Here is a 17,424-nt window from a genome sequence, read left to right as displayed (position 1 = left end):
CGCCGCGGGGGCCCGCAAGCGGGCCCCGTCCTGCGCTTCAGCGCGTCGATTGCGGCTTGACGCGCTCGGCCTCCTTGCGGCGCTGGCGCGGCTTCTGCATCGCATAGACCAGACCGAGCAGCACGAAGGCCGGCACGAACATCCACTCCTTGGCCGGACGTTCGCCGGAGGGAATCTCGATCGCGGTGATCGTGTAGCCCTGCTCCAGCCCCAGCTTTTCCGCCTGGCTGCCGAAGCGCACCGCGCCCACCTGCACCTGGTCGCCGAGCGCCATCACCGTCAGGCCCATCGCCCCCAGGCGTTCGCGCGCGCTGGCCGCCTTCTCGCCCAGCGGCAGCAGCACGCCCTTGGAGATGTCCTGGCCCTCCAGGCTCATGCCTTCAACCCATACCCGCAGGTTGCCGTTGCGCGGGGTCTCGTCGACCAGGCGGCTGAGCTCGGTCGGCGGCAGTTCCTCGTAAGGCGGATACAGCATGTCCATCCAGTAGCCCGGGCGGAACAGGGTGAAGGTCACCAGCAGCAGCAGCAGGGACTCGTGCAGCCGGCTCTTGGCGATGAAGTAGCCCTGCGTCGCCGCCGCGAACATCATGCTCGCCACCGTCGCCGAGACGATCGTCAGCACCAGCTGGAAGGTGTTGTCGATGCCGATCAGCAGCAACTGGGTGTTGAAGATGAACATGAAGGGCAGGATCGCCGTCCGTGCGCTGTAGCCGAAGGCGGTCAGGCCGGTGCGCATCGGCTCGCTCTTGGCAATGCCCGCCGCCGCGTACGAGGCCAGGCCCACCGGTGGCGTCACGTCCGCCATCAGGCCGAAGTAGAACACGAACATGTGCACTGCGATCAGCGGCACGAGCAGGCCGGTCTGCGCGCCGAGCTCGACGATCACCGGCGCCATCAGCGTCGATACCACGATGTAGTTGGCGGTGGTCGGCAGGCCCATGCCCAGGATCAGGCAGATCACCGCGACCAGGATCAGCATGATCATCAGGTTGCCGCCGGACAGCACCTCCACCAGCTCGGTCATCGCCAGGCCGATACCGGTGAGCGTCACGGTGCCGACGATGACCCCGGCGGTCGCGGTTGCGATCGCGATGCCGATCATGTTGCGCGCGCCGGTCACCAGGCCGGTGAACAGATCCGAGAAGCCCTGCTGCGTCGCCGCGCCGACGTTGCCGGTGCCGCGGAAGAGGGCGAACAGCGGGCGCTGGGTGACGAGGATGAACATCAGGAACAGCGTGGCCCAGAACGCCGACAGCGCCGGCGAGAGCTGCTCGACCATCAGGTTCCAGATCAGCGCCGCCACCGGGAGCAGGAAGTGCAGGCCGGATTTCAGCGTGGGGCCAATCTCGGGCAGGTACTCCATCTTCTCGTCGGGCTTCTCCATGTGCAGCTCGGGGAACTTCGCCGCATAGCGCACCAGGCCGACGTAGGCGCCCAGCATCAGCAGGCCGATGACGAGGAACGCGCTCTCGCCGAACACCGTCTTCAGCCAGCCGAAGCCCCAGTAGATGACCGCGGACAGGATCACCAGCCCGGACACGGTCGCCACCATGCTCGTCACTGCACGCTGCCAGGGCAGCGGCTCGCGCCGCGGCAGGCCCTGCAGGTCCATCTTCAGCGCTTCGAGGTGCACGATGTAGTAGAGCGCGATGTAGGAGATCAGAGCCGGCAGGATGGCGTGCTTCATGACCTGCACGTAGGTGATGCCGACGTATTCCACCATCAGGAAAGCGGCCGCGCCCATCACCGGCGGCATGATCTGGCCGTTCACCGAGGACGCCACCTCCACCGAGGCGGCCTTGTCGGCGCGGTAGCCCACGCTCTTCATCAGCGGGATGGTGAAGGTGCCGGTGGTGACCACGTTGGCGATCGACGAGCCGGAGATCAGGCCGGTGCTGGCCGATGCCACCACCGCCGCCTTGGCCGGGCCGCCGCGCATGTGGCCGAGCAGGGCGATCGCCGCCTTGATGAAGTAGGCGCCGGCACCGGCGGTCTCCAGCAGCGCGCCGAACAGCACGAACAGGAAGATGAAGCTGGCCGACACGCCGACCGCGACACCGAACACCCCCTCCGTGGTCAGCCACATGTGGCTCATGCCCTTGGCCAGCGAGGCGCCGCGGTGGGCGATGACCTCGGGCATGTAGGGGCCGAAGAAGATGTAGATCATGAACACCGCGGCCAGGATCACCATCGGCAGGCCGAGGGCGCGGCGCGCCGCTTCTAGCAGCAGGATCATGCCGATGACCGCTGCCACCAGGTCCATGTCGGTCGGCGTCCCCGGACGTCCGGCGAGTTCCTTGTAGAAAATGAACAGATAGGCCGCACAGAAGGCACCCACGGCGGCGAACACCCAGTCCTGGACCGGCACGTAGTCGCGTGGCGAACGCTTGAGCGCCGGATACGCGGCGAAGGCGAGGAAGATCGCGAAGCCGAGGTGGATGGCGCGCGACTCGGTGTCGTTGAACACGAACACCCCCAGCGAGAAGGGCAGCGGGGAGGCGATCCAGAGCTGGAACAGCGACCACGCCAGCGCCACCATCAGCAGCAGCTGGGCGGTGAAGCCGGTCGGCTTGCGGCCGCCGGTGTCGGCCTCGGCGACGATCTTCTTCAGTTCTTCGTCGGACAGCTCGAAGCTGGCCTTGTCCTTGTTTTCGTCCGGGCGGGTCATGAGCGTCGCCTCTCAGGTTCGTGGCGGAGACAAAAAACGGCGGAGACCGGATGGGTCGCCGCCGTTCGCACAGCAGAAACCGGCGCCCGGTAGCGGGCGCCGGCCGGCGGGAATCACATCCAGCCCTTTTCCTTGTAGTACTTCACCGCGCCTTCGTGCAGCGGAGCCGACAGGCCGTCCTTGACCATGTGCTTCGGGTCGAGGTTGGCGAAGGCCGGGTGCAGCTTCTTGAAGTCCTCGAAGTTCTCGAACACCGCCTTGACCATGGTGTAGACCGTGTCGGCCGGGACCTTGGAGGAGGTCACGATGCTCGCGACCACGCCGAAGGTGTCGGTCGGGTTCGGGTTGTTGGCGTAGAGGCCACCCGGGATCTGCACCTTGGCGAAGTAGGGGTGCTCGGCGACCAGCTTGTCGACCGCCGGGCCGGTGATCGGCACCAGCTTGGCGCCGCAGGTGGTGGTCGGGTCCTGGATGTTGGCCGCCGGGTGGCCGACGACGTAGGCGAAGCCGTCGATCTTGTTGTCGCACAGCGCCGCGCTGTGCTCGTCGGGCTTGAGCTCCGAGACCAGCGAGAAGTCGGCGTTCGACATGCCCATCGCCGGCAGCAGCATCTCCATCGTCGCGCGCTGGCCCGAGCCCGGGTTGCCGACGTTGAAGCGCTTGCCCTTGAAGTCCTCCATCTTGGCGACGTTGGCTTCCTTGCGCGACAGCACGGTCAGCGGTTCCGGATGCAGGGCGAACACCGCGCGCAGTTCGGTAAACGCGCCGCCGTCCTTGAACTGGGCGGCACCCTTCATCGCGTTGTACTGGATGTCGGACTGCGACACGCCGAAGTCGAGTTCGCCGGCCTTGATCGTGTTGACGTTGTACACCGAGCCGCCGGTGCTCTCGACCGAGCAGCGCAGGCCGTGCTGGGCGCGGTCCTTGTTGATCAGGCGGCAGATCGCGCCGCCGGCCGCGTAGTACACGCCGGTTACGCCACCGGTGCCGATCGTGACGAACTTCTGCTGGGCCTGCGCGGGCGCCGCGCCCAGGGAGCCGACGAGAGCGAATGCAGCAGCCAGTGCGGTCAGTTTCTTCATGGAGTTCTCCTGTGAGTGAATCGACACGGGTAGGGATGATGAATGCGCGCGCGGGTGCGGCTGGCGACAGATCTGACGAACGCGCCTCACACCGCGCGCCGGTGTTCGTCTAACGACCGGCCAAGCTTTGCACAAAACGCCCGCCCATGTCACCCGGGATTTCCCGCAGGCCGCGTCCATGCGTCGTTTCAGCGCGATCCGTCGCGCTAGAATCGCGGCCTCCCACCTCGGACCCGAGCCCATGCAGACGCAGCAGTTACAGCACGGCGCCACCGGCGCCTGGATCGACGCCGCCGGGCAGGCGCATCCGCCCGCCGGTCCCGGGGCGCGCATCGTGTCGCTGGTGCCGTCGCTCACCGAACTCCTCTTCGATCTCGGCCTCGGCGAGCGCGTGGTGGGGCGCACCGGCTTCTGCGTGCATCCGCGCGCAGCCCTGCGCGCCGTGCCCAAGGTCGGCGGCACCAAGGACGTCCGCCTCGAGCGCGTGCGCGAGCTCGCCCCTACCCACGTGCTGGTGAACATGGACGAGAACCGGCGCGAGACGGTCGACGAACTGGCCGCATTCGTGCCGCACATCGTCGTCACCCATCCCAACACGCCGCAGGACAACCTCGGGCTGTTCGAACTGCTCGGTGGCCTCTTCGGCGCCGAGGCCGCGGCGGCAGGGCTCGCCGCGGACCTGCGCGCCGCGCTCGCCGAAGCCGCCGCGCTGCGCGCGACCCTGGCCGACGAGCGCGTGCTCTACCTGATCTGGCGCGAACCGTGGATGACCGTCGCCCGCGACACCTACATCGCCGCCACCCTCGCCGCGGTCGGCTGGCACACCCTGCCCGCGGTGGACGGCGGCGAGACCGGCGCCGCGCGCTATCCCGCCTTCGAGTGGACTGCATCCTGGTTGAGCCAGGTCGAGCGCGTGCTGTTGTCGACCGAGCCCTACCGCTTCCGCGAGGCACATGTGGACGAGGTCGCCCGCCTCGCCGCACGCCCGGCGACCCTGGTCGACGGCGAGATGGTGTCCTGGTACGGCAGCCGGGCGGCGAAGGGCTTGCGCTGGCTTTGTGCGCTGCGGCAAACGCTGGCCGGGGTGCGGGGCTGATGCCCCTGTCTTCGGTAGGCGTCTGTAGCCCGCATTCAACCGTCGTTTGAGCGTAAACGGCTGTTATGTATATGGAAAATGAAGGGTGTCCGGCTATGCATATTGGCTCGCCGGAAGTGTTTGCGGAAACGTAACATCGATTTTCAAGCGCTCAATTTGGTGCGCTGAACAAATACCATCCGCGCCGGTATTGATAGCAACCGCGGCCTGACAAGGGCAAACCCGTCGAAAGACGGGGACGCAAAATCACCGGTCTACAAGGCTTAGGCCTCATGACGGCGGGATTCCCAGGAATATGATGCTGCCCCCTCGGGGCAAGCGCTGCTGTGTCTCCACGCGATCTTGAGGCTCGAGTTGAAGCGCCGGTAAACGGAAACCGCTCGGAGTCACAGATGAATATTCCCGCAACCCTTCACAAACCCGTCCTCGCTTCGCTTGCCGTCGCCCTCGGTGCGACCTTCCTTCCCGCTCAGGTGTCTGCCGCTGATGAAGCGCAGTGGGTGCCTGGCCGCCTTCTGGTGCAGCCGCGTGCCGGCCTGCCGGAGGCGGAGTTCGAGAAGATCGTCAAGCAGCACGGCGGCAAGCAGGTCGGGAAGATCGAAGGGATCGACGTGCGGGTGATCCAGCTCCCGCCGCAGGCCTCCGAGAAGGCGGTGGAAGCGCTGCTGAAGAAGAACAAGCACCTGAAGTTCGCCGAGCGCGACATGCTGATCAAGCCCGATGCGACGGCGAACGATCCCTACTATGGCAGCGCCTGGCACCTGAGCAAGATCGGCGTGTCGTCGGCCTGGGACGTGTCGACCGGTCGCGGCGCGACGATCGCCATCCTCGATTCGGGCGTGGATGCAAGCCACCCGGACCTCGCCGGCAAGCTGGTGTCGGGCTGGAACTGCTACGACAACAACTCGAATACGGCCGACGTGTATGGCCATGGCACCGCGGTGGCGGGTACGGCTGCGGCGGCGACCAACAACGCGCTCGGCGTTGCCGCGCTGGCGGGTGAGGCGATGATCATGCCGATGCGCATCACCAACCTGAGCGGCTATGGGTCGTGGAGCGCGGCCGCGCAGTGCCTGACGTGGGCGGCCGATCGCGGCGCGAACGTCGCGAACATCAGCTTCGGTGGCGTGTCGGGCAGCTCCACGGTGCAGAGCGCGGCCCAGTACCTGAAGAACAAGGGCGGTCTGACCGTCGTGGCCGCAGGCAACAGCAGTGGCGAGGAACTGATCGCCGCCAGCAGCACGATGATCAGCGTGTCGGCGACCGACAGCAACGACGTGAAGGCGTCGTGGTCGAGCTACGGCAAGTACGTCGACATCGCGGCCCCGGGCACCTACATCTGGACCACGACCCGTGGTGGCTCCTATCAGAAGTGGCAGGGCACCTCGTTCGCCAGTCCCGTCGTCGCGGGCGTCGTCGCTCTGATGAAGGCGGCCAACCCGGCGCTGGGCGCGGCCGACCTCGAGAAGGTGCTGTTCTCGACCGTGGTGGATCTGGGTACGACGGGCTGGGATGCCTACTACGGCCATGGGCGGGTCAACGCGGCTGCCGCGGTCAAGGCGGTGCAGACGGCGAAGACCAGCGACACCACGGCGCCGAGCGTCGGCATCGGCAACCCGACGGCGGGCAGCACGGTCAGCGGCCTGGTGGCGGTGAATGTGTCGGCCACCGACAACATGGGGGTGAGCCGCGTGGATCTGCTGGTCAACGGCAGCAAGATCGCGAGCGACACGACCGCGCCGTATGCCTTCAGCTGGGACAGCACGAAGGTGGCCGATGGCTCGGCCACGCTCACGGCCTACGCGTACGACGCGGCCGGCAACTACGCGTCGAAGTCGGTGAGCGTCACGGTCGCCAACGCGACGGCACAGAAAACGCAGACGACGACCGATACGCTGGCCCCGGTGGCCACGATCAGCAATCCGGCGGCCTCGAGCAAGGTGAGCGGGCAGGTGACCGTGCAGGGCAAGGCGACCGACGATGTGGGGGTCCGTCAGATGCGCCTCTCCATCGACGGCAAACTCGTTGCCAGCGCCACCTCGGGCAGCCTGAGCTACCGCTGGAACACCAACAAGCTGGCAGCCGGTTCGCACACGATCCTGCTCGAAGCGTTCGACGCGGCTGGCAACAGGGGTAGCAAGAGCATCACGGTTACCAAGTGATCGACACCGAGGCTCCTGCCTCGGAGTGAGTCGCTCGAGTGTCGCCGGGACGGATGGGTGTCACATCCATCCGTCCCGGTTTGTCGCGGTCGCAGGGTAGGCGAGCGCGGCGAAGGCGATCGGGGAGGCGTCTTCTTCGGGCCAATGCAGTTGGTCCGGGTTTCGGCCTCCAATGAGGAAATTTTCCACAAAACGCTTTAGAAACTGGCTGTTAGGCCATGGTCGAAGCCAGGAAGTTGTGAGATCTTAAGCTTCAGTGAAAGCCTCTCCCTGGACGCTTTACGAAAGCAGTATTCGCGTCGACAGCCGCTCGTAAAGAGCAAGTCGTCGCGACCTGAAAAAAGGCAAACCCGTCGAAAGGCGGGGACGCAAAGTTACCGGTCTAAAGGGCTTGCGCCCCATGACAGCGGGATTGCCAGGTGGTGCCGTCCGTCGAGGACAGGTGCGTCGTTCGCCCATGCAATCCGCAGCCGTGAGGCGCGGGCCGGAAACCTAGAGCATGGAGTTCGCAATGAGCGCACCGCAGCACAGTATTTCTTCCTTCTTCCATATCTCGCACCGCATTCCGGCGCTGACCTGCGTCGCCGTGGCCCTGGGGGCGCTGTCCCTGCCGGCGCACGCACAGGTGTCGCAAACCGAGTCGCAGTGGGTGCCCGGCCGTCTTCTGGTGCAGCCGCGTGCCGGCCTGCCGGAGGCGGAGTTCGAGAAGATCCTCAAGCAGCACGGCGGCAAGCAGGTCGGAAAGATCGAGGGGATCAACGTGCGTGTGATCCAGCTCCCGCCGCAGGCCTCCGAGAAGGCGGTGGAAGCGCTGCTGAAGAAGAACAAGCACCTGAAGTTCGCCGAGCGCGACATGCTGATCAAGCCCGATGCGACGGCGAACGATCCCTACTATGGCAGCGCCTGGCACCTGAGCAAGATCGGCGTGTCGTCGGCCTGGGACGTGTCGACCGGTCGCGGCGCCACGATCGCGATCCTCGACACCGGCGTGGATTCGAACCATCCGGACCTGGCCGGCAAGATGGTGTCGGGCTGGAACTGCTACGACAACAGCTCCAATACTGCGGACGTGCATGGTCACGGCACGGCGGTTGCGGGTACCGCTGCAGCGGCGACCAACAACGCGCTCGGTGTCGCTGCGCCCGCGGCAGACGCGTTGATCATGCCGATGCGGATCACCGACACCAACGGGTATGGCTACTGGAGTGCGGCTGCGCAGTGCATCACCTGGGCGGCTGACCGTGGGGCGAATGTCGCGAACATCAGCTTTGGTGGCGTGTCGGGCAGTTCCACGGTGCAGAGCGCGGCGCAGTACCTGAAGAACAAGGGTGGTCTGACCGTGGTGGCTGCGGGCAACAACAGCGGCGAGGAGCTGATCGCCGCCAACAGCACGATGATCAGCGTGTCGGCGACCGACAGCAACGACGTGAAGGCGTCGTGGTCGAGCTACGGCAAGTACGTCGACATCGCGGCGCCGGGCACCAACATCTGGACGACGACCCGCGGCGGCTCCTATCAGAAGTGGCAGGGCACCTCGTTCGCCAGTCCGGTCGTGGCGGGCGTCGTCGGCCTGATGAAGGCGTCCAACCCGGCCTTGGGCGCAGCGGACATCGAGAAGGTGCTGTTCTCGACTGCGGTGGATCTGGGGACCACGGGTTGGGACGCCTACTACGGCAACGGCCGGGTCGATGCGGCTGCGGCGGTCAAGGCGGTGCAGACGGCGCAGGCGAGCGACACCACGGCACCGAGCGTCGGCATCAGCAACCCCGCGGCTGGCAGCACGGTGAGTGGCTTGGTGGCGGTCGATGTGTCGGCCATCGACAACGTCGGCGTGAGCCGTGTTGAGCTGACGGTCAACGGCAAGAGCGTGGGGAGCGATACGACCGCGCCGTTCGGGTTCAGCTGGGACAGCACCACGGTGGCCGATGGTTCGGCGACCGTGACCGCGTACGCGTATGACGCTGCAGGCAACTACGCGAGCAAGACGGTCTCGGTGACGGTGGCGAACAGCGCCGAGAAGACGCTTTCGGCTGATACGGTGGCGCCTGTGGCGACGATCAGCAATCCGACTGGTGGCAGCAAGGTCAGCGGTACCGTGAGTGTGAAGGGCGCGGGTTCTGATGATGCCGGCGTGACCCTGATGCGCCTGTACGTCAACGGCAAGCTCGTCAGCAGCGTCAACGGCGCAAGCCTTTCGTACTCGTGGAACACGCGCAAGGTCGCCACGGGTAGCCATACCCTGAAGCTCGAGGCGACCGATGCTGCGGGGAATGTCGGCAGCCAGAGCATTCAGGTTACGCGCTGATAGTTGTCTCCCTGGACACGGTGGCGCCTCGCACATGAAAGTCGTGCGAGGCGCCACTTTTTGCATCCAGGCGATCTACAGCACTCCCGGGATGAACCGGTAGCGCACCTTTTGGCAGTAGGCGTCGTATTCCCCGTCCACCTTCCTGAGGTGGTCTTCCTCGGTGAGGGCGCGCAGGGCATAGAGTCCAGTCCACGCCGCGGTGGCGGCCAGTGCCACGAGGGCGGACCACCAGGATACGGTCCACGCTGCGGCGATCACCGGCAGGCTGCCCAGCCACCATGCTGCGTTCTTGCAGACATAGGCAGGGTGGCGGATGTAGCGGTACGGTCCGTGGTGGATGATGCCGCGATGAGTCAGGTTGCTGGCCTTGAGGTTCAAGGCGACCGATGCCCAGGCGTAGATGGCCATCAGCACCAGCACTGCCATGTTTACTGCCACGTGAACCACCGGGTTGTCGAATTGCGGAAACTCCGTCGCGCTGCCGCCCAGCAGCCAGTTGGTGATGCCGTTGATCGGCGGGTAGCAGGCCAGCGTGACCGCCCAGCCCTGCCAGCTGCGGTCCACCGAGCGGATCTGGTTCTTCAGCCGCGGATGTTCCACGAGGTAGCCGATGGTGAAGAAGGTGATGTCCGCGAACACGATGAGCTGGAAGAGGAACCAGAAGCCATGCGTGTTGAAGATGCTCAGGAAGTCGACGCGCAGGGAAGGCAGGTGCTCGAAGACATGCGCGCCATTCATCACCATCGCATTGGTCCAGCCGAACAGCGACAGGAGCATTAGCGGGGCGAAGAACGCCTTCAGCAAGACAGACAACACCCCCAGGCGCTCTGCATCGGGCAGGCCGTTCTTGAAGACCTGCCGCGGTTTGTTGATGGTACGGAAAAGGCCGCGGATGGCAGCGACCGACTTCGATTCATGGGGGGCGCGTTCAAAGAGATAAAACAGGATCAGGGCGAGACAGTAGGCGACGAAGGCTGCAGAAAGAAAAGCTGAGCCGTTGAAGGTGCCTTCTTGTTGCCAGCTCACCCCCCTCATAGATTGCGTATGGGGTGAAAACCTGTAGATCAGGTAAGCGATCAGCGTCAGGAGTATCGAAGCGCTGCAATTGACAGCACGCTGCCGGAACGCATTGTTGCTCGTGCCTGCATTTTTCATGCGCTTCCTCATCGAAATCTGGCAAGACTGGACGCAAGAAGATCAAGTCGAATGTAGTTCCGAAAGCGAAAGGCCCCGTTTTCACGGGGCCTTTCGATTCTACGTGCTATTAACCCGGCAATCAAATAGCTAAATTACTGAGCGTAGCGAACGTACTCATGGCTGAAATACGACCGCACACGATCCGGCATCGCAGCGATGCGTTCCATGCACGTACGCGCCTTCTCGAGAAGTGCGGCGGCGGTCCTGGCAATCGGCCCGGAGCGTATCGACGTTTTCAGATCCCGGTTCAGATACTCGTCGGGGTTGAGTTCCGGCGCATACGGCGGCAGGTAAAACAGCTCGATCTTCTCGGTGTTTTCGGCAGCCCACTCGCGGACACGGTTGGCGCGGTGCACGCGCAAATTGTCGACGATCAGGAACACCTTACGCTGCGCATCCTGAATCAGGTCCTTCAAGAACACGATGAAGCGCTCGGCATCGATGGCGCCCTCGAAGAACGAGAAGCGCACCAAGCCTTGGTTGGTGATCGCCGAGATCATCGATGTCGATCCGTGGCGACCGGCCGGCAGTCGAAGCTCAGGCGTCAGCCCCGCCATCGAGTAGCCGCGCACCCAGTGCGAGTCCTGGCGAATGGCGGTCTCGTCACCCCAGTAGATCTCGGCATCCTCAGTCTTGGCGCGCGCAACGATCTTCGGATACTCGTCCTCAAGCCACGCCTTGAGCCGGGCCGGATCCTGCTCAAGCGCACGCTTGACCGGCCGCTGCGGCGTGAAACCCCACCGCCGAAGGTACTCACCGACGGTGCGAATGGGCATGTCGATGCCAAAGAGCTGCTTGATGGCGAGCATCACTGCGCGACGATTCCACAGCGCAAACTCAAGCTGAAGCTGGGCGGGATTCGAGCCGATGATCTTCAAGCGCAGCTGCTCCTCTTGAACCAGCGTCAGAGTTCGTCCCGAGCCATGGCGCCGACCACGTTGCCCGCCCTTGATGACGGCGTCGAGGTCGTCAGCTTGGGCGCGCCGCGCCCATTTCAGAACGGTCCCAACATGAACCCCACACACTTCAGCAATGTGCGTCCATGTGTAGCCTTGCTTGCGCAGTACAAATGCTTGGCGACGAATGTGTTCCAGGGCTTCGGGCGGAAGCTTGCGGGCATCGATCTTTTCCATGCCCGAATTATATCAAAACCTATTTGATTGCCGGGTTAATAGCCGATTTTGCGTCATGCACGTCGTTCGGTGCGGCGGCGATAGAACAGAGTGCCGAGCAATCCCAACCCCAGCAGCGTAATCGTACCAGGTTCAGGCACCGGGCCCGTGGTCGGAGGGCCTCCGCTCGTCGTGACAAATTCGTACGACCCGATTTTGGTTTGGTACTTGAATCCGATCGGATCGATGGTGACGGAGTTACCCCATGTTCCAGTAAGCGTGAGTGTGAAGGTGTCTTCATCCCCAGCCCAAATCCCGCCATTGGAGCCGCCCGGGCAATTGTTCCCACCGTAAGCGCAAACCTCAATTGTCTTGAGGCTCGGGATGCTGGCGAGGGCCGCATCAATCATGCCGCCGTCGCCGTCGTCGGAGAATGTAACGCCTGTCGTGTTCGGATCGATGGCAAAACCAAAGGCGGTAAGGCGGATGTCCTTCGGCACTCCGCCCGATGGGAAGGTGGAGTAGTCATTGAGTGTGATGTTGAGAGTAAGAGTAGTGCTGGTTAGGCTAGCGATCGACATGGTCCCCATGCCTGCCATCGTGTAACCGGCATCGGTAAACGTCCAAGAGAAAGACTCACTAGTATCACTCGTAGAAAGTACGAGGGCATTCGCGTTACCGGCTGCTCCAAACGCCGCAAACAGCATGGCGCATAGAAGTTTCGGTGCAGTGGTGGTCCGTTTCATTTTGACCTCCGATTGGTGGATGTCGTTGAGCCGCGATGTTTTGGGTACGGCCCTATCGAGTCATCTTGGCGTCGGCGGTGTGACAACGCTTGTGCTGCACGCCAAATTGCTCTTGAGAATTCCTTAGCAATGGGCGTGCCATGTTTTTATGTTGTTGAAAAATAAGGGTTAAATTTCATTTTTCTGGCGCACTGGAGGACTGAGTGTAAGAAATATCGACATTTTTTGCGTATGAGGGCGGCTTCATGCATTTTGGTGCCGATGAAATCCATTTTTGAAGCTGTCGGGCTGCATGATCGAGCATCTCATTCTGCTCGCGACAGGCCTTTGGAGCTTCAGCAGTGCCTTGTCGCGGGTCAGCAGATGGGTCGCCTCCGCCTCGAAGGCGATTTCGAGGAATTTCTGATCGTCCGTGTCGCTGCAGCGCGGCAGGCATGCGGACTCATCCGTGGCGCTTGGCCCCCGGGGACCCGCCCAAGGGGTCAGGAGCGAGCGGTAGTGGCAATGAATGGCTTCCTGGCAGGGCAAATCCAGCCCGAACTGCCGATACGCCAGCACCCGCCGCAGCTCCTCCAGCGCGTCCTCCCGGCTGTACAGCCGGCAATTCCCCGCCTCGATCCAGTCGCGCAACTTTTCCAGCGCGGGGTCGCGGAACATCCACAGCGCGAGCACGGTGTTGGTGTCCAGCACGAGGGCAGGGCGTTGGTCGTAGATTTGGGTGCCGCTGACGGGTGTAAAAATTTCCGACACTGTATGTAAAGCCTGGTTGTGGCCGGGACAAACCGCGATGCGGAAGCGGATGCTCCGCGGCGCACTGCTGTGCGCCCGTGTCCTTTTTCCCGCCCGTAAACGAAAAAACGGGGAGGGTCACCCCTCCCCGCTTCACTGCATCGATGCTCAGGCCGCGAGCTGGGTGGCGTCGATGCGGAGCTTGACGAAGCTGCCCGGCGCGTCTTCCAGCGCCTTCAGCTTGCCCTTGGCCGGGTCGCGGGCGTCGGTCTGCTCGCTGTCGTGGGCGGTGACCCAGGACTGCCAGTCGGTCCACCACGAGCCCGGGTGCTGCTGGCTGCCTTCGAACCAGGCGTCGGCGGTTTCCGCCAGCTTGGCGGCCGAGTTGAGCCAGTAGCCGTACTTGTTGGCGGCGGGCGGGTTGACGATGCCGGCGATGTGGCCGGAGCCGCCGAGCACGAAACGGACCGGACCGCCGAAGCGGCGGGCGCCCATGTAGGTGCTCTTCCACGGCGCGATGTGGTCTTCGATCGTGGAGATGAAGTAGCACGGCACCTTGATCTTGCCGAGGTCGATCGGCGTGCCGTCGATCTCGATGCCGCCCGGCTCGATCAGGCGGTTCTCCATGTACATCTTGCGCAGGTAGAAGCTGTGCATCGCCGCCGGCATGCGGGTCGAGTCCGAGTTCCAGTACAGCAGGTCGAACGGGAACGGATCCTTGCCGAGCAGGTAGTTGTTGACCACGAAGGACCAGATCAGGTCGTTGGCGCGCAGCATGTTGAAGGTGCCGGCCATTTCCGAGCCCTCCAGGTAGCCGCGCTCGAACATCTTCTTCTCGAGGCTGGTGACTTGGCCTTCGTCGATGAACACGCCGAGTTCGCCCGGGTCGGTGAAGTCGGTCATGGTGGTGAAGAAGGTCGCCGAGGCGATGCGCTTCTGGCGCTTGGCGCTGAGGTAGGCCAGCGTGGTGGCGAGCAGGGTGCCGCCCAGGCAGTAGCCCGCGGCGTTGACTTCCTTCTCGCCGGTCTGCTGCTCGATGGCGTCGAGGGCGGCGATCACGCCTTCCTTGACGTAGGCGTCGAAGCTCTTCTCGGCCAGGCGCTCGTCCGGGTTGACCCAGGAGATCACGAACACGGTGTGGCCCTGGTCAACCGCCCACTTGATGTAGGAGTTCTTCTCGCGCAGGTCGAGGATGTAGAACTTGTTGATCCAGGGCGGCACGATCAGCAGCGGCTTCTTCAGCACCTTGTCGGTGCTGGGGGTGTACTGCACCAGCTGCATCATCTCGGTCTGGAACACGACCTTGCCCGGCGTGGTGGCGACGTTCTTGCCCAGCTCGAAGGCCGTGGTGTCGGTCATCTTGACGCGCAGGTTGCCGCCGCCTTCCTCGACGTCGCGCAGCAGGTTGTTGAGGCCCTTGAGCAGGTTCTGGCCGTGGCTCTTGACCGTCTCGCGGAAGACTTCCGGGTTGGTGATCGCGAAGTTCGACGGCGACAGTGCGTCGATGTACTGGCGGGTGTAGAAGTTGACCTTCTTCTGGGTCTGCTCGTCGAGGCCGTCCACACAGCACACGGTGTCATGGATGTGACGCGCGGCGATCAGGTAGGACTGCTTGATGAAGTCGAACAGGAAGTGCTCTTCCCACTCCTCGTCCTTGAAGCGCTTGTCGGTCTTCTCGGGGGCGGCGACCGGGGCGGCGCTGAGGCCGGCGACGCGCATCATCGAGTGCTGCCACAGCGAGAAGTAGTCCCACACCAGGTTCATCTGCGCCTGGGCGAGCTTGTAGGGGTTGGCGAGCAGCTTGGCCATCATGTCCATGAAGGCCTGGGCGATGCCGAGTTCGTCGGCCGGCGTCGACACGCCTTTCTTGAGCTGGCGATGGACGTGGTCGCTGATCAGGTGCGAGGCGCGGCGGGCGACCTCGGCGTAGGTCTTGGCGACTTCCTGCGGATCGGGCAGTTCGGCCTTCGGGGTCTCGGTGTTGGGTGCAGCCATCTGGGTTGGGCTCCTGTTGTTTGATCGGGGCGTGCTTAGCGGCAAGGGGTGAAACGGATCAGGCCGTCCGCATCGACCTGCCTCGCGAGCATTCCCTGGCTCTCGAGGTGGTTGAGGTGGGCGATGGCCTCCCCCATGGCGAACATGACCTGATGGGTATCGAGCGGGCGAGGGAACAGCGTCGGCAGCAACTCTGCAGCCGTGCGTGGCGTGTCGCAGGCTGCCAGCAGCACCTCGCAGCGCTCGCGGTGATGCGCGACGAGTTGATCCACTCTTGATCGAATACCCTTGAAAGGTTTGCCGTGAGATGGTAGCACGAGCGTGTCGTCGGGGATGTTGCACAATTCCCGCAGTGAGCGCAGAAACCAGCCCAGCGGGTCGTCGTAGGGGGTGGCGGCATACACGCTGACATTGGTGGAGATGCGCGGCAGCAGCATGTCGCCCGAGATCAGCACGCCGAGCTCGGCGCAGTACAGGCTGGCATGCTCGGGCGCATGGCCGAAGCCGACCACGATGCGCCAGGTGTGGGCGCCGATGCGCAGCTCGTCGCCGTCGAACAGGCGGTGGTAGCGGCCGGGAATCTCCGGCGCGCCGCGCCGATAGGCGTTGCCGCGGGTGGCCAGCGCCTCGTGGCGCTCGTCGTGCAGGCCGTGGCGGTGGAACTGGTCGAGCATGTCCACGATCGAGTAGCCCGGAAGCTGGTGCCACACCGCCTGCGCGGCGAGGAATTCGCCCTGGGTCATGTGGATGCTGGCGCCGTCGCGCGCCGCCAGCCAGGTGGCCAGCCCGATGTGGTCGGGGTGGTGATGGGTGACGATGACGCGCTCGAGCGGCCGGCCGTCGGCGGCGAGTACCGCGTCCCAGGCGGCCTGGGTCTCGGCCGAGGCGTAGCCGCAGTCGACGGCGACCACGCGCTCGCCGTCGTCGAGCAGCCACAGGTTGATGTGGTCGAGCGCGAACGGCAGGCGCATGCGCACCCAGCGCACGCCGGGCGCGACCTCGAGGCTGGTGCCGGCTTCCGGCAGGGCGTCGAAGGGGTAGTGGGGTTCGGTCGGCGCGCTGGCCTGGTTCGTGTGCATGTCTCTCTGTGTCCTGTGTCGTCGTGGCCGGGTGGCGGAGCGCGCCGGATCGCGTGCGCATTGCCCAAATCCCGGGAATCTGCTTAAACTTCGTTCGACTTTTCTGTTATCAGCAAATAAATCAATAAATTGCGGTCGCCCCTGCAGACGCGGGCGGCGGTCGCCGTGACCGAGCATGGCCGACGAGCAAACCTACACCATCACCGAACTCGCCCGCGAATTCGACATCACCCCGCGCGCGATTCGCTTCTACGAGGACCAGGGGTTGCTGACCCCGGCCCGCGCCGGGCGCGCCCGCGTCTATACCAAGGCCGATCGTACCCGCCTGAAGCTGACCCTGCGCGGCAAGCGCCTCGGCCTGTCGCTGGCCGAGATCCGCGAGCTGCTCGACATGTACGGCGGCGTGCGCAACTCCGCGCCCCAGCTGCAGCGCTTTCTCAAGGTGCTGGCCGTGCGCCGCGCGGCCATGGAACAGCAGCGCCGCGACATCGAGGCCGTGCTCGAGGAGATCGACATGCTCGAGTGCCAGTGCGAGGCCCTGCTCGGCGACAACGCCGAAGGGGCCGCGGCGGCGCGCGCGGAGCTGGTCCGTCGCATCGATCGCGCGAGCGTCGGCTGAGGCCGGTGCTTGCGTTTTTTCAGCGCTGAGTTTACGTTGACGTAAACGTTAAAACAAGCAACCGGATGCCCTCAGGAGACCCCCGCATGCGACCCGAGATGCCGCAGTTCCAGCCCCGTGACCCGGGCTACGCCGAGCGTGTGCGCACGAGCTTCGGCCTGCAGCAGGCGATGGGCCTGATCGGTGCCGAGATGGCGGTGGTCGAGCCCGGCTACGTCGAGATCCACCTGCCGCACAAGCCCGAGATCACCCAGCAGCACGGCTTCATTCACGGCGGCGTGGTGGGCATGATCGCCGACTCGGCGGCGGGTTATGCGGCCAACACCCTGACCCCGGCCGACGCCAGCGTGCTGACGGTCGAGTACAAGATGAACCTGGTCGCGCCCGCCGACGGCCAGCGCCTGGTGGCGCGCGGCGAGGTGGTGCGCCCGGGGCGCACGCTGATCGTGACCCGCGCCGACGTCTATGCGATCCGCGACGAGCAATGGACCCTGTGTGCCATCATGCAGCAGACGATCATGGCCATGCACGGCAAGAAGGAGCGCGAGGGCTGAGGCGCGGTGATGCGGCCCGGCTCCGCGCCGATGCGCCCGCTCGACCATTCCCTCCAACCGACTCCCCGATGAGGCCT

At 64.6% G+C, this 17,424-nt stretch carries 13 protein-coding genes and 2 riboswitches; of the genes, 5 read left to right on the top strand and 8 right to left on the bottom strand.

The features are described 5' to 3' along the window. Positions 1-37 precede the first annotated feature (37 nt). Together CKCBHOJB_RS16110 and CKCBHOJB_RS16105 are read right to left on the bottom strand one after the other, a co-directional pair. A complete protein-coding gene (locus CKCBHOJB_RS16110; protein ID WP_281049678.1) occupies positions 38-2,668 on the bottom strand; it encodes a TRAP transporter permease in 2,631 nt (876 codons plus the stop codon). A 113-nt stretch (positions 2,669-2,781) separates the two neighbouring features. Then, the gene (locus tag CKCBHOJB_RS16105) at positions 2,782-3,750 is read right to left on the bottom strand and encodes a TAXI family TRAP transporter solute-binding subunit (protein ID WP_281049677.1); all 969 of its coding nucleotides are present in this window, start codon (positions 3,748-3,750) and stop codon (positions 2,782-2,784) included. Positions 3,751-3,991: 241 nt separating this feature from the next. Between CKCBHOJB_RS16105 and CKCBHOJB_RS16100 the strand changes: the two genes are divergently transcribed. The 3 genes from CKCBHOJB_RS16100 to CKCBHOJB_RS16090 all read left to right on the top strand — a co-directional run bounded on the left by CKCBHOJB_RS16100 (position 3,992) and on the right by CKCBHOJB_RS16090 (position 9,313). Next, positions 3,992-4,846, top strand: coding sequence for a helical backbone metal receptor (locus CKCBHOJB_RS16100; RefSeq protein ID WP_281049676.1), 855 nt, complete (start codon positions 3,992-3,994; stop codon positions 4,844-4,846). A 205-nt stretch (positions 4,847-5,051) separates the two neighbouring features. Further along, a riboswitch (cyclic di-GMP riboswitch) is annotated at positions 5,052-5,138 on the top strand. Between the two features lie 100 nt (positions 5,139-5,238). Next, positions 5,239-7,008, top strand: a complete 1,770-nt coding sequence (locus CKCBHOJB_RS16095; protein ID WP_281049675.1) for a S8 family serine peptidase — start codon at positions 5,239-5,241, stop codon at positions 7,006-7,008. Between the two features lie 333 nt (positions 7,009-7,341). Beyond that, positions 7,342-7,428: riboswitch (cyclic di-GMP riboswitch) on the top strand. Between the two features lie 91 nt (positions 7,429-7,519). Further along, positions 7,520-9,313: a S8 family serine peptidase gene (locus CKCBHOJB_RS16090; RefSeq protein ID WP_281049674.1), complete on the top strand. Its 1,794-nt coding sequence runs from the start codon at positions 7,520-7,522 to the stop codon at positions 9,311-9,313. A 75-nt stretch (positions 9,314-9,388) separates the two neighbouring features. Here CKCBHOJB_RS16090 and CKCBHOJB_RS16085 read toward each other — a convergent pair whose 3' ends face one another. From CKCBHOJB_RS16085 to CKCBHOJB_RS16060, 6 genes are all read right to left on the bottom strand, one after another. Next, on the bottom strand, positions 9,389-10,471 hold the full coding sequence (locus CKCBHOJB_RS16085; RefSeq protein ID WP_281049673.1) for an isoprenylcysteine carboxylmethyltransferase family protein: 1,083 nt from the start codon (positions 10,469-10,471) through the stop codon (positions 9,389-9,391). 134 nt (positions 10,472-10,605) lie between these two features. Then, complete coding sequence (locus CKCBHOJB_RS16080) at positions 10,606-11,646, bottom strand: IS630 family transposase (RefSeq protein ID WP_002924806.1); 1,041 nt, start codon at positions 11,644-11,646, stop codon at positions 10,606-10,608. A 53-nt stretch (positions 11,647-11,699) separates the two neighbouring features. Continuing rightward, positions 11,700-12,371, bottom strand: a complete 672-nt coding sequence (locus CKCBHOJB_RS16075; protein ID WP_281049672.1) for a cistern family PEP-CTERM protein — start codon at positions 12,369-12,371, stop codon at positions 11,700-11,702. Between the two features lie 243 nt (positions 12,372-12,614). Further along, positions 12,615-13,121, bottom strand: coding sequence for a PIN domain-containing protein (locus tag CKCBHOJB_RS16070; RefSeq protein ID WP_281049671.1), 507 nt, complete (start codon positions 13,119-13,121; stop codon positions 12,615-12,617). Positions 13,122-13,268: 147 nt separating this feature from the next. Continuing rightward, entirely contained in the window at positions 13,269-15,095 is a 1,827-nt protein-coding gene (gene phaC, locus CKCBHOJB_RS16065; RefSeq protein WP_281049670.1) for a class I poly(R)-hydroxyalkanoic acid synthase, read from the bottom strand. A gap of 35 nt (positions 15,096-15,130) precedes the next feature. After that, on the bottom strand, positions 15,131-16,174 hold the full coding sequence (locus CKCBHOJB_RS16060) for an MBL fold metallo-hydrolase (RefSeq protein WP_281049669.1): 1,044 nt from the start codon (positions 16,172-16,174) through the stop codon (positions 15,131-15,133). A 175-nt stretch (positions 16,175-16,349) separates the two neighbouring features. Here CKCBHOJB_RS16060 and CKCBHOJB_RS16055 point away from each other — a divergent pair, with 175 nt between their 5' ends. Both CKCBHOJB_RS16055 and CKCBHOJB_RS16050 read left to right on the top strand, forming a co-directional pair. Next, positions 16,350-16,793 carry a MerR family DNA-binding transcriptional regulator gene (locus CKCBHOJB_RS16055; protein WP_281049668.1) on the top strand — a complete coding sequence of 148 codons (444 nt, stop codon included), beginning with the start codon at positions 16,350-16,352 and terminating at the stop codon, positions 16,791-16,793. An 86-nt stretch (positions 16,794-16,879) separates the two neighbouring features. Continuing rightward, on the top strand, positions 16,880-17,347 hold the full coding sequence (locus CKCBHOJB_RS16050) for a PaaI family thioesterase (protein WP_281049667.1): 468 nt from the start codon (positions 16,880-16,882) through the stop codon (positions 17,345-17,347). Positions 17,348-17,424 lie beyond the last annotated feature (77 nt).

Origin of the sequence: Thauera sp. GDN1, assembly GCF_029223545.1 — a bacterium.
In the GTDB taxonomy this organism is placed as follows: Bacteria; Pseudomonadota; Gammaproteobacteria; order Burkholderiales; family Rhodocyclaceae; genus Thauera.
This window is presented reverse-complemented; position numbering and strand designations above follow the sequence as displayed.

Coding starts and splice junctions, on each gene's coding strand:
- CKCBHOJB_RS16110 (WP_281049678.1), bottom strand. CDS start 2,668: ATGACCCGCCCGGACGAAAACAAGGACAAGGCCAGCTTCGAGCTGTCC.
- CKCBHOJB_RS16105 (WP_281049677.1), bottom strand. CDS start 3,750: ATGAAGAAACTGACCGCACTGGCTGCTGCATTCGCTCTCGTCGGCTCC.
- CKCBHOJB_RS16100 (WP_281049676.1), top strand. CDS start 3,992: ATGCAGACGCAGCAGTTACAGCACGGCGCCACCGGCGCCTGGATCGAC.
- CKCBHOJB_RS16095 (WP_281049675.1), top strand. CDS start 5,239: ATGAATATTCCCGCAACCCTTCACAAACCCGTCCTCGCTTCGCTTGCC.
- CKCBHOJB_RS16090 (WP_281049674.1), top strand. CDS start 7,520: ATGAGCGCACCGCAGCACAGTATTTCTTCCTTCTTCCATATCTCGCAC.
- CKCBHOJB_RS16085 (WP_281049673.1), bottom strand. CDS start 10,471: ATGAAAAATGCAGGCACGAGCAACAATGCGTTCCGGCAGCGTGCTGTC.
- CKCBHOJB_RS16080 (WP_002924806.1), bottom strand. CDS start 11,646: ATGGAAAAGATCGATGCCCGCAAGCTTCCGCCCGAAGCCCTGGAACAC.
- CKCBHOJB_RS16075 (WP_281049672.1), bottom strand. CDS start 12,371: ATGAAACGGACCACCACTGCACCGAAACTTCTATGCGCCATGCTGTTT.
- phaC (WP_281049670.1), bottom strand. CDS start 15,095: ATGGCTGCACCCAACACCGAGACCCCGAAGGCCGAACTGCCCGATCCG.
- CKCBHOJB_RS16060 (WP_281049669.1), bottom strand. CDS start 16,174: ATGCACACGAACCAGGCCAGCGCGCCGACCGAACCCCACTACCCCTTC.
- CKCBHOJB_RS16055 (WP_281049668.1), top strand. CDS start 16,350: ATGGCCGACGAGCAAACCTACACCATCACCGAACTCGCCCGCGAATTC.
- CKCBHOJB_RS16050 (WP_281049667.1), top strand. CDS start 16,880: ATGCGACCCGAGATGCCGCAGTTCCAGCCCCGTGACCCGGGCTACGCC.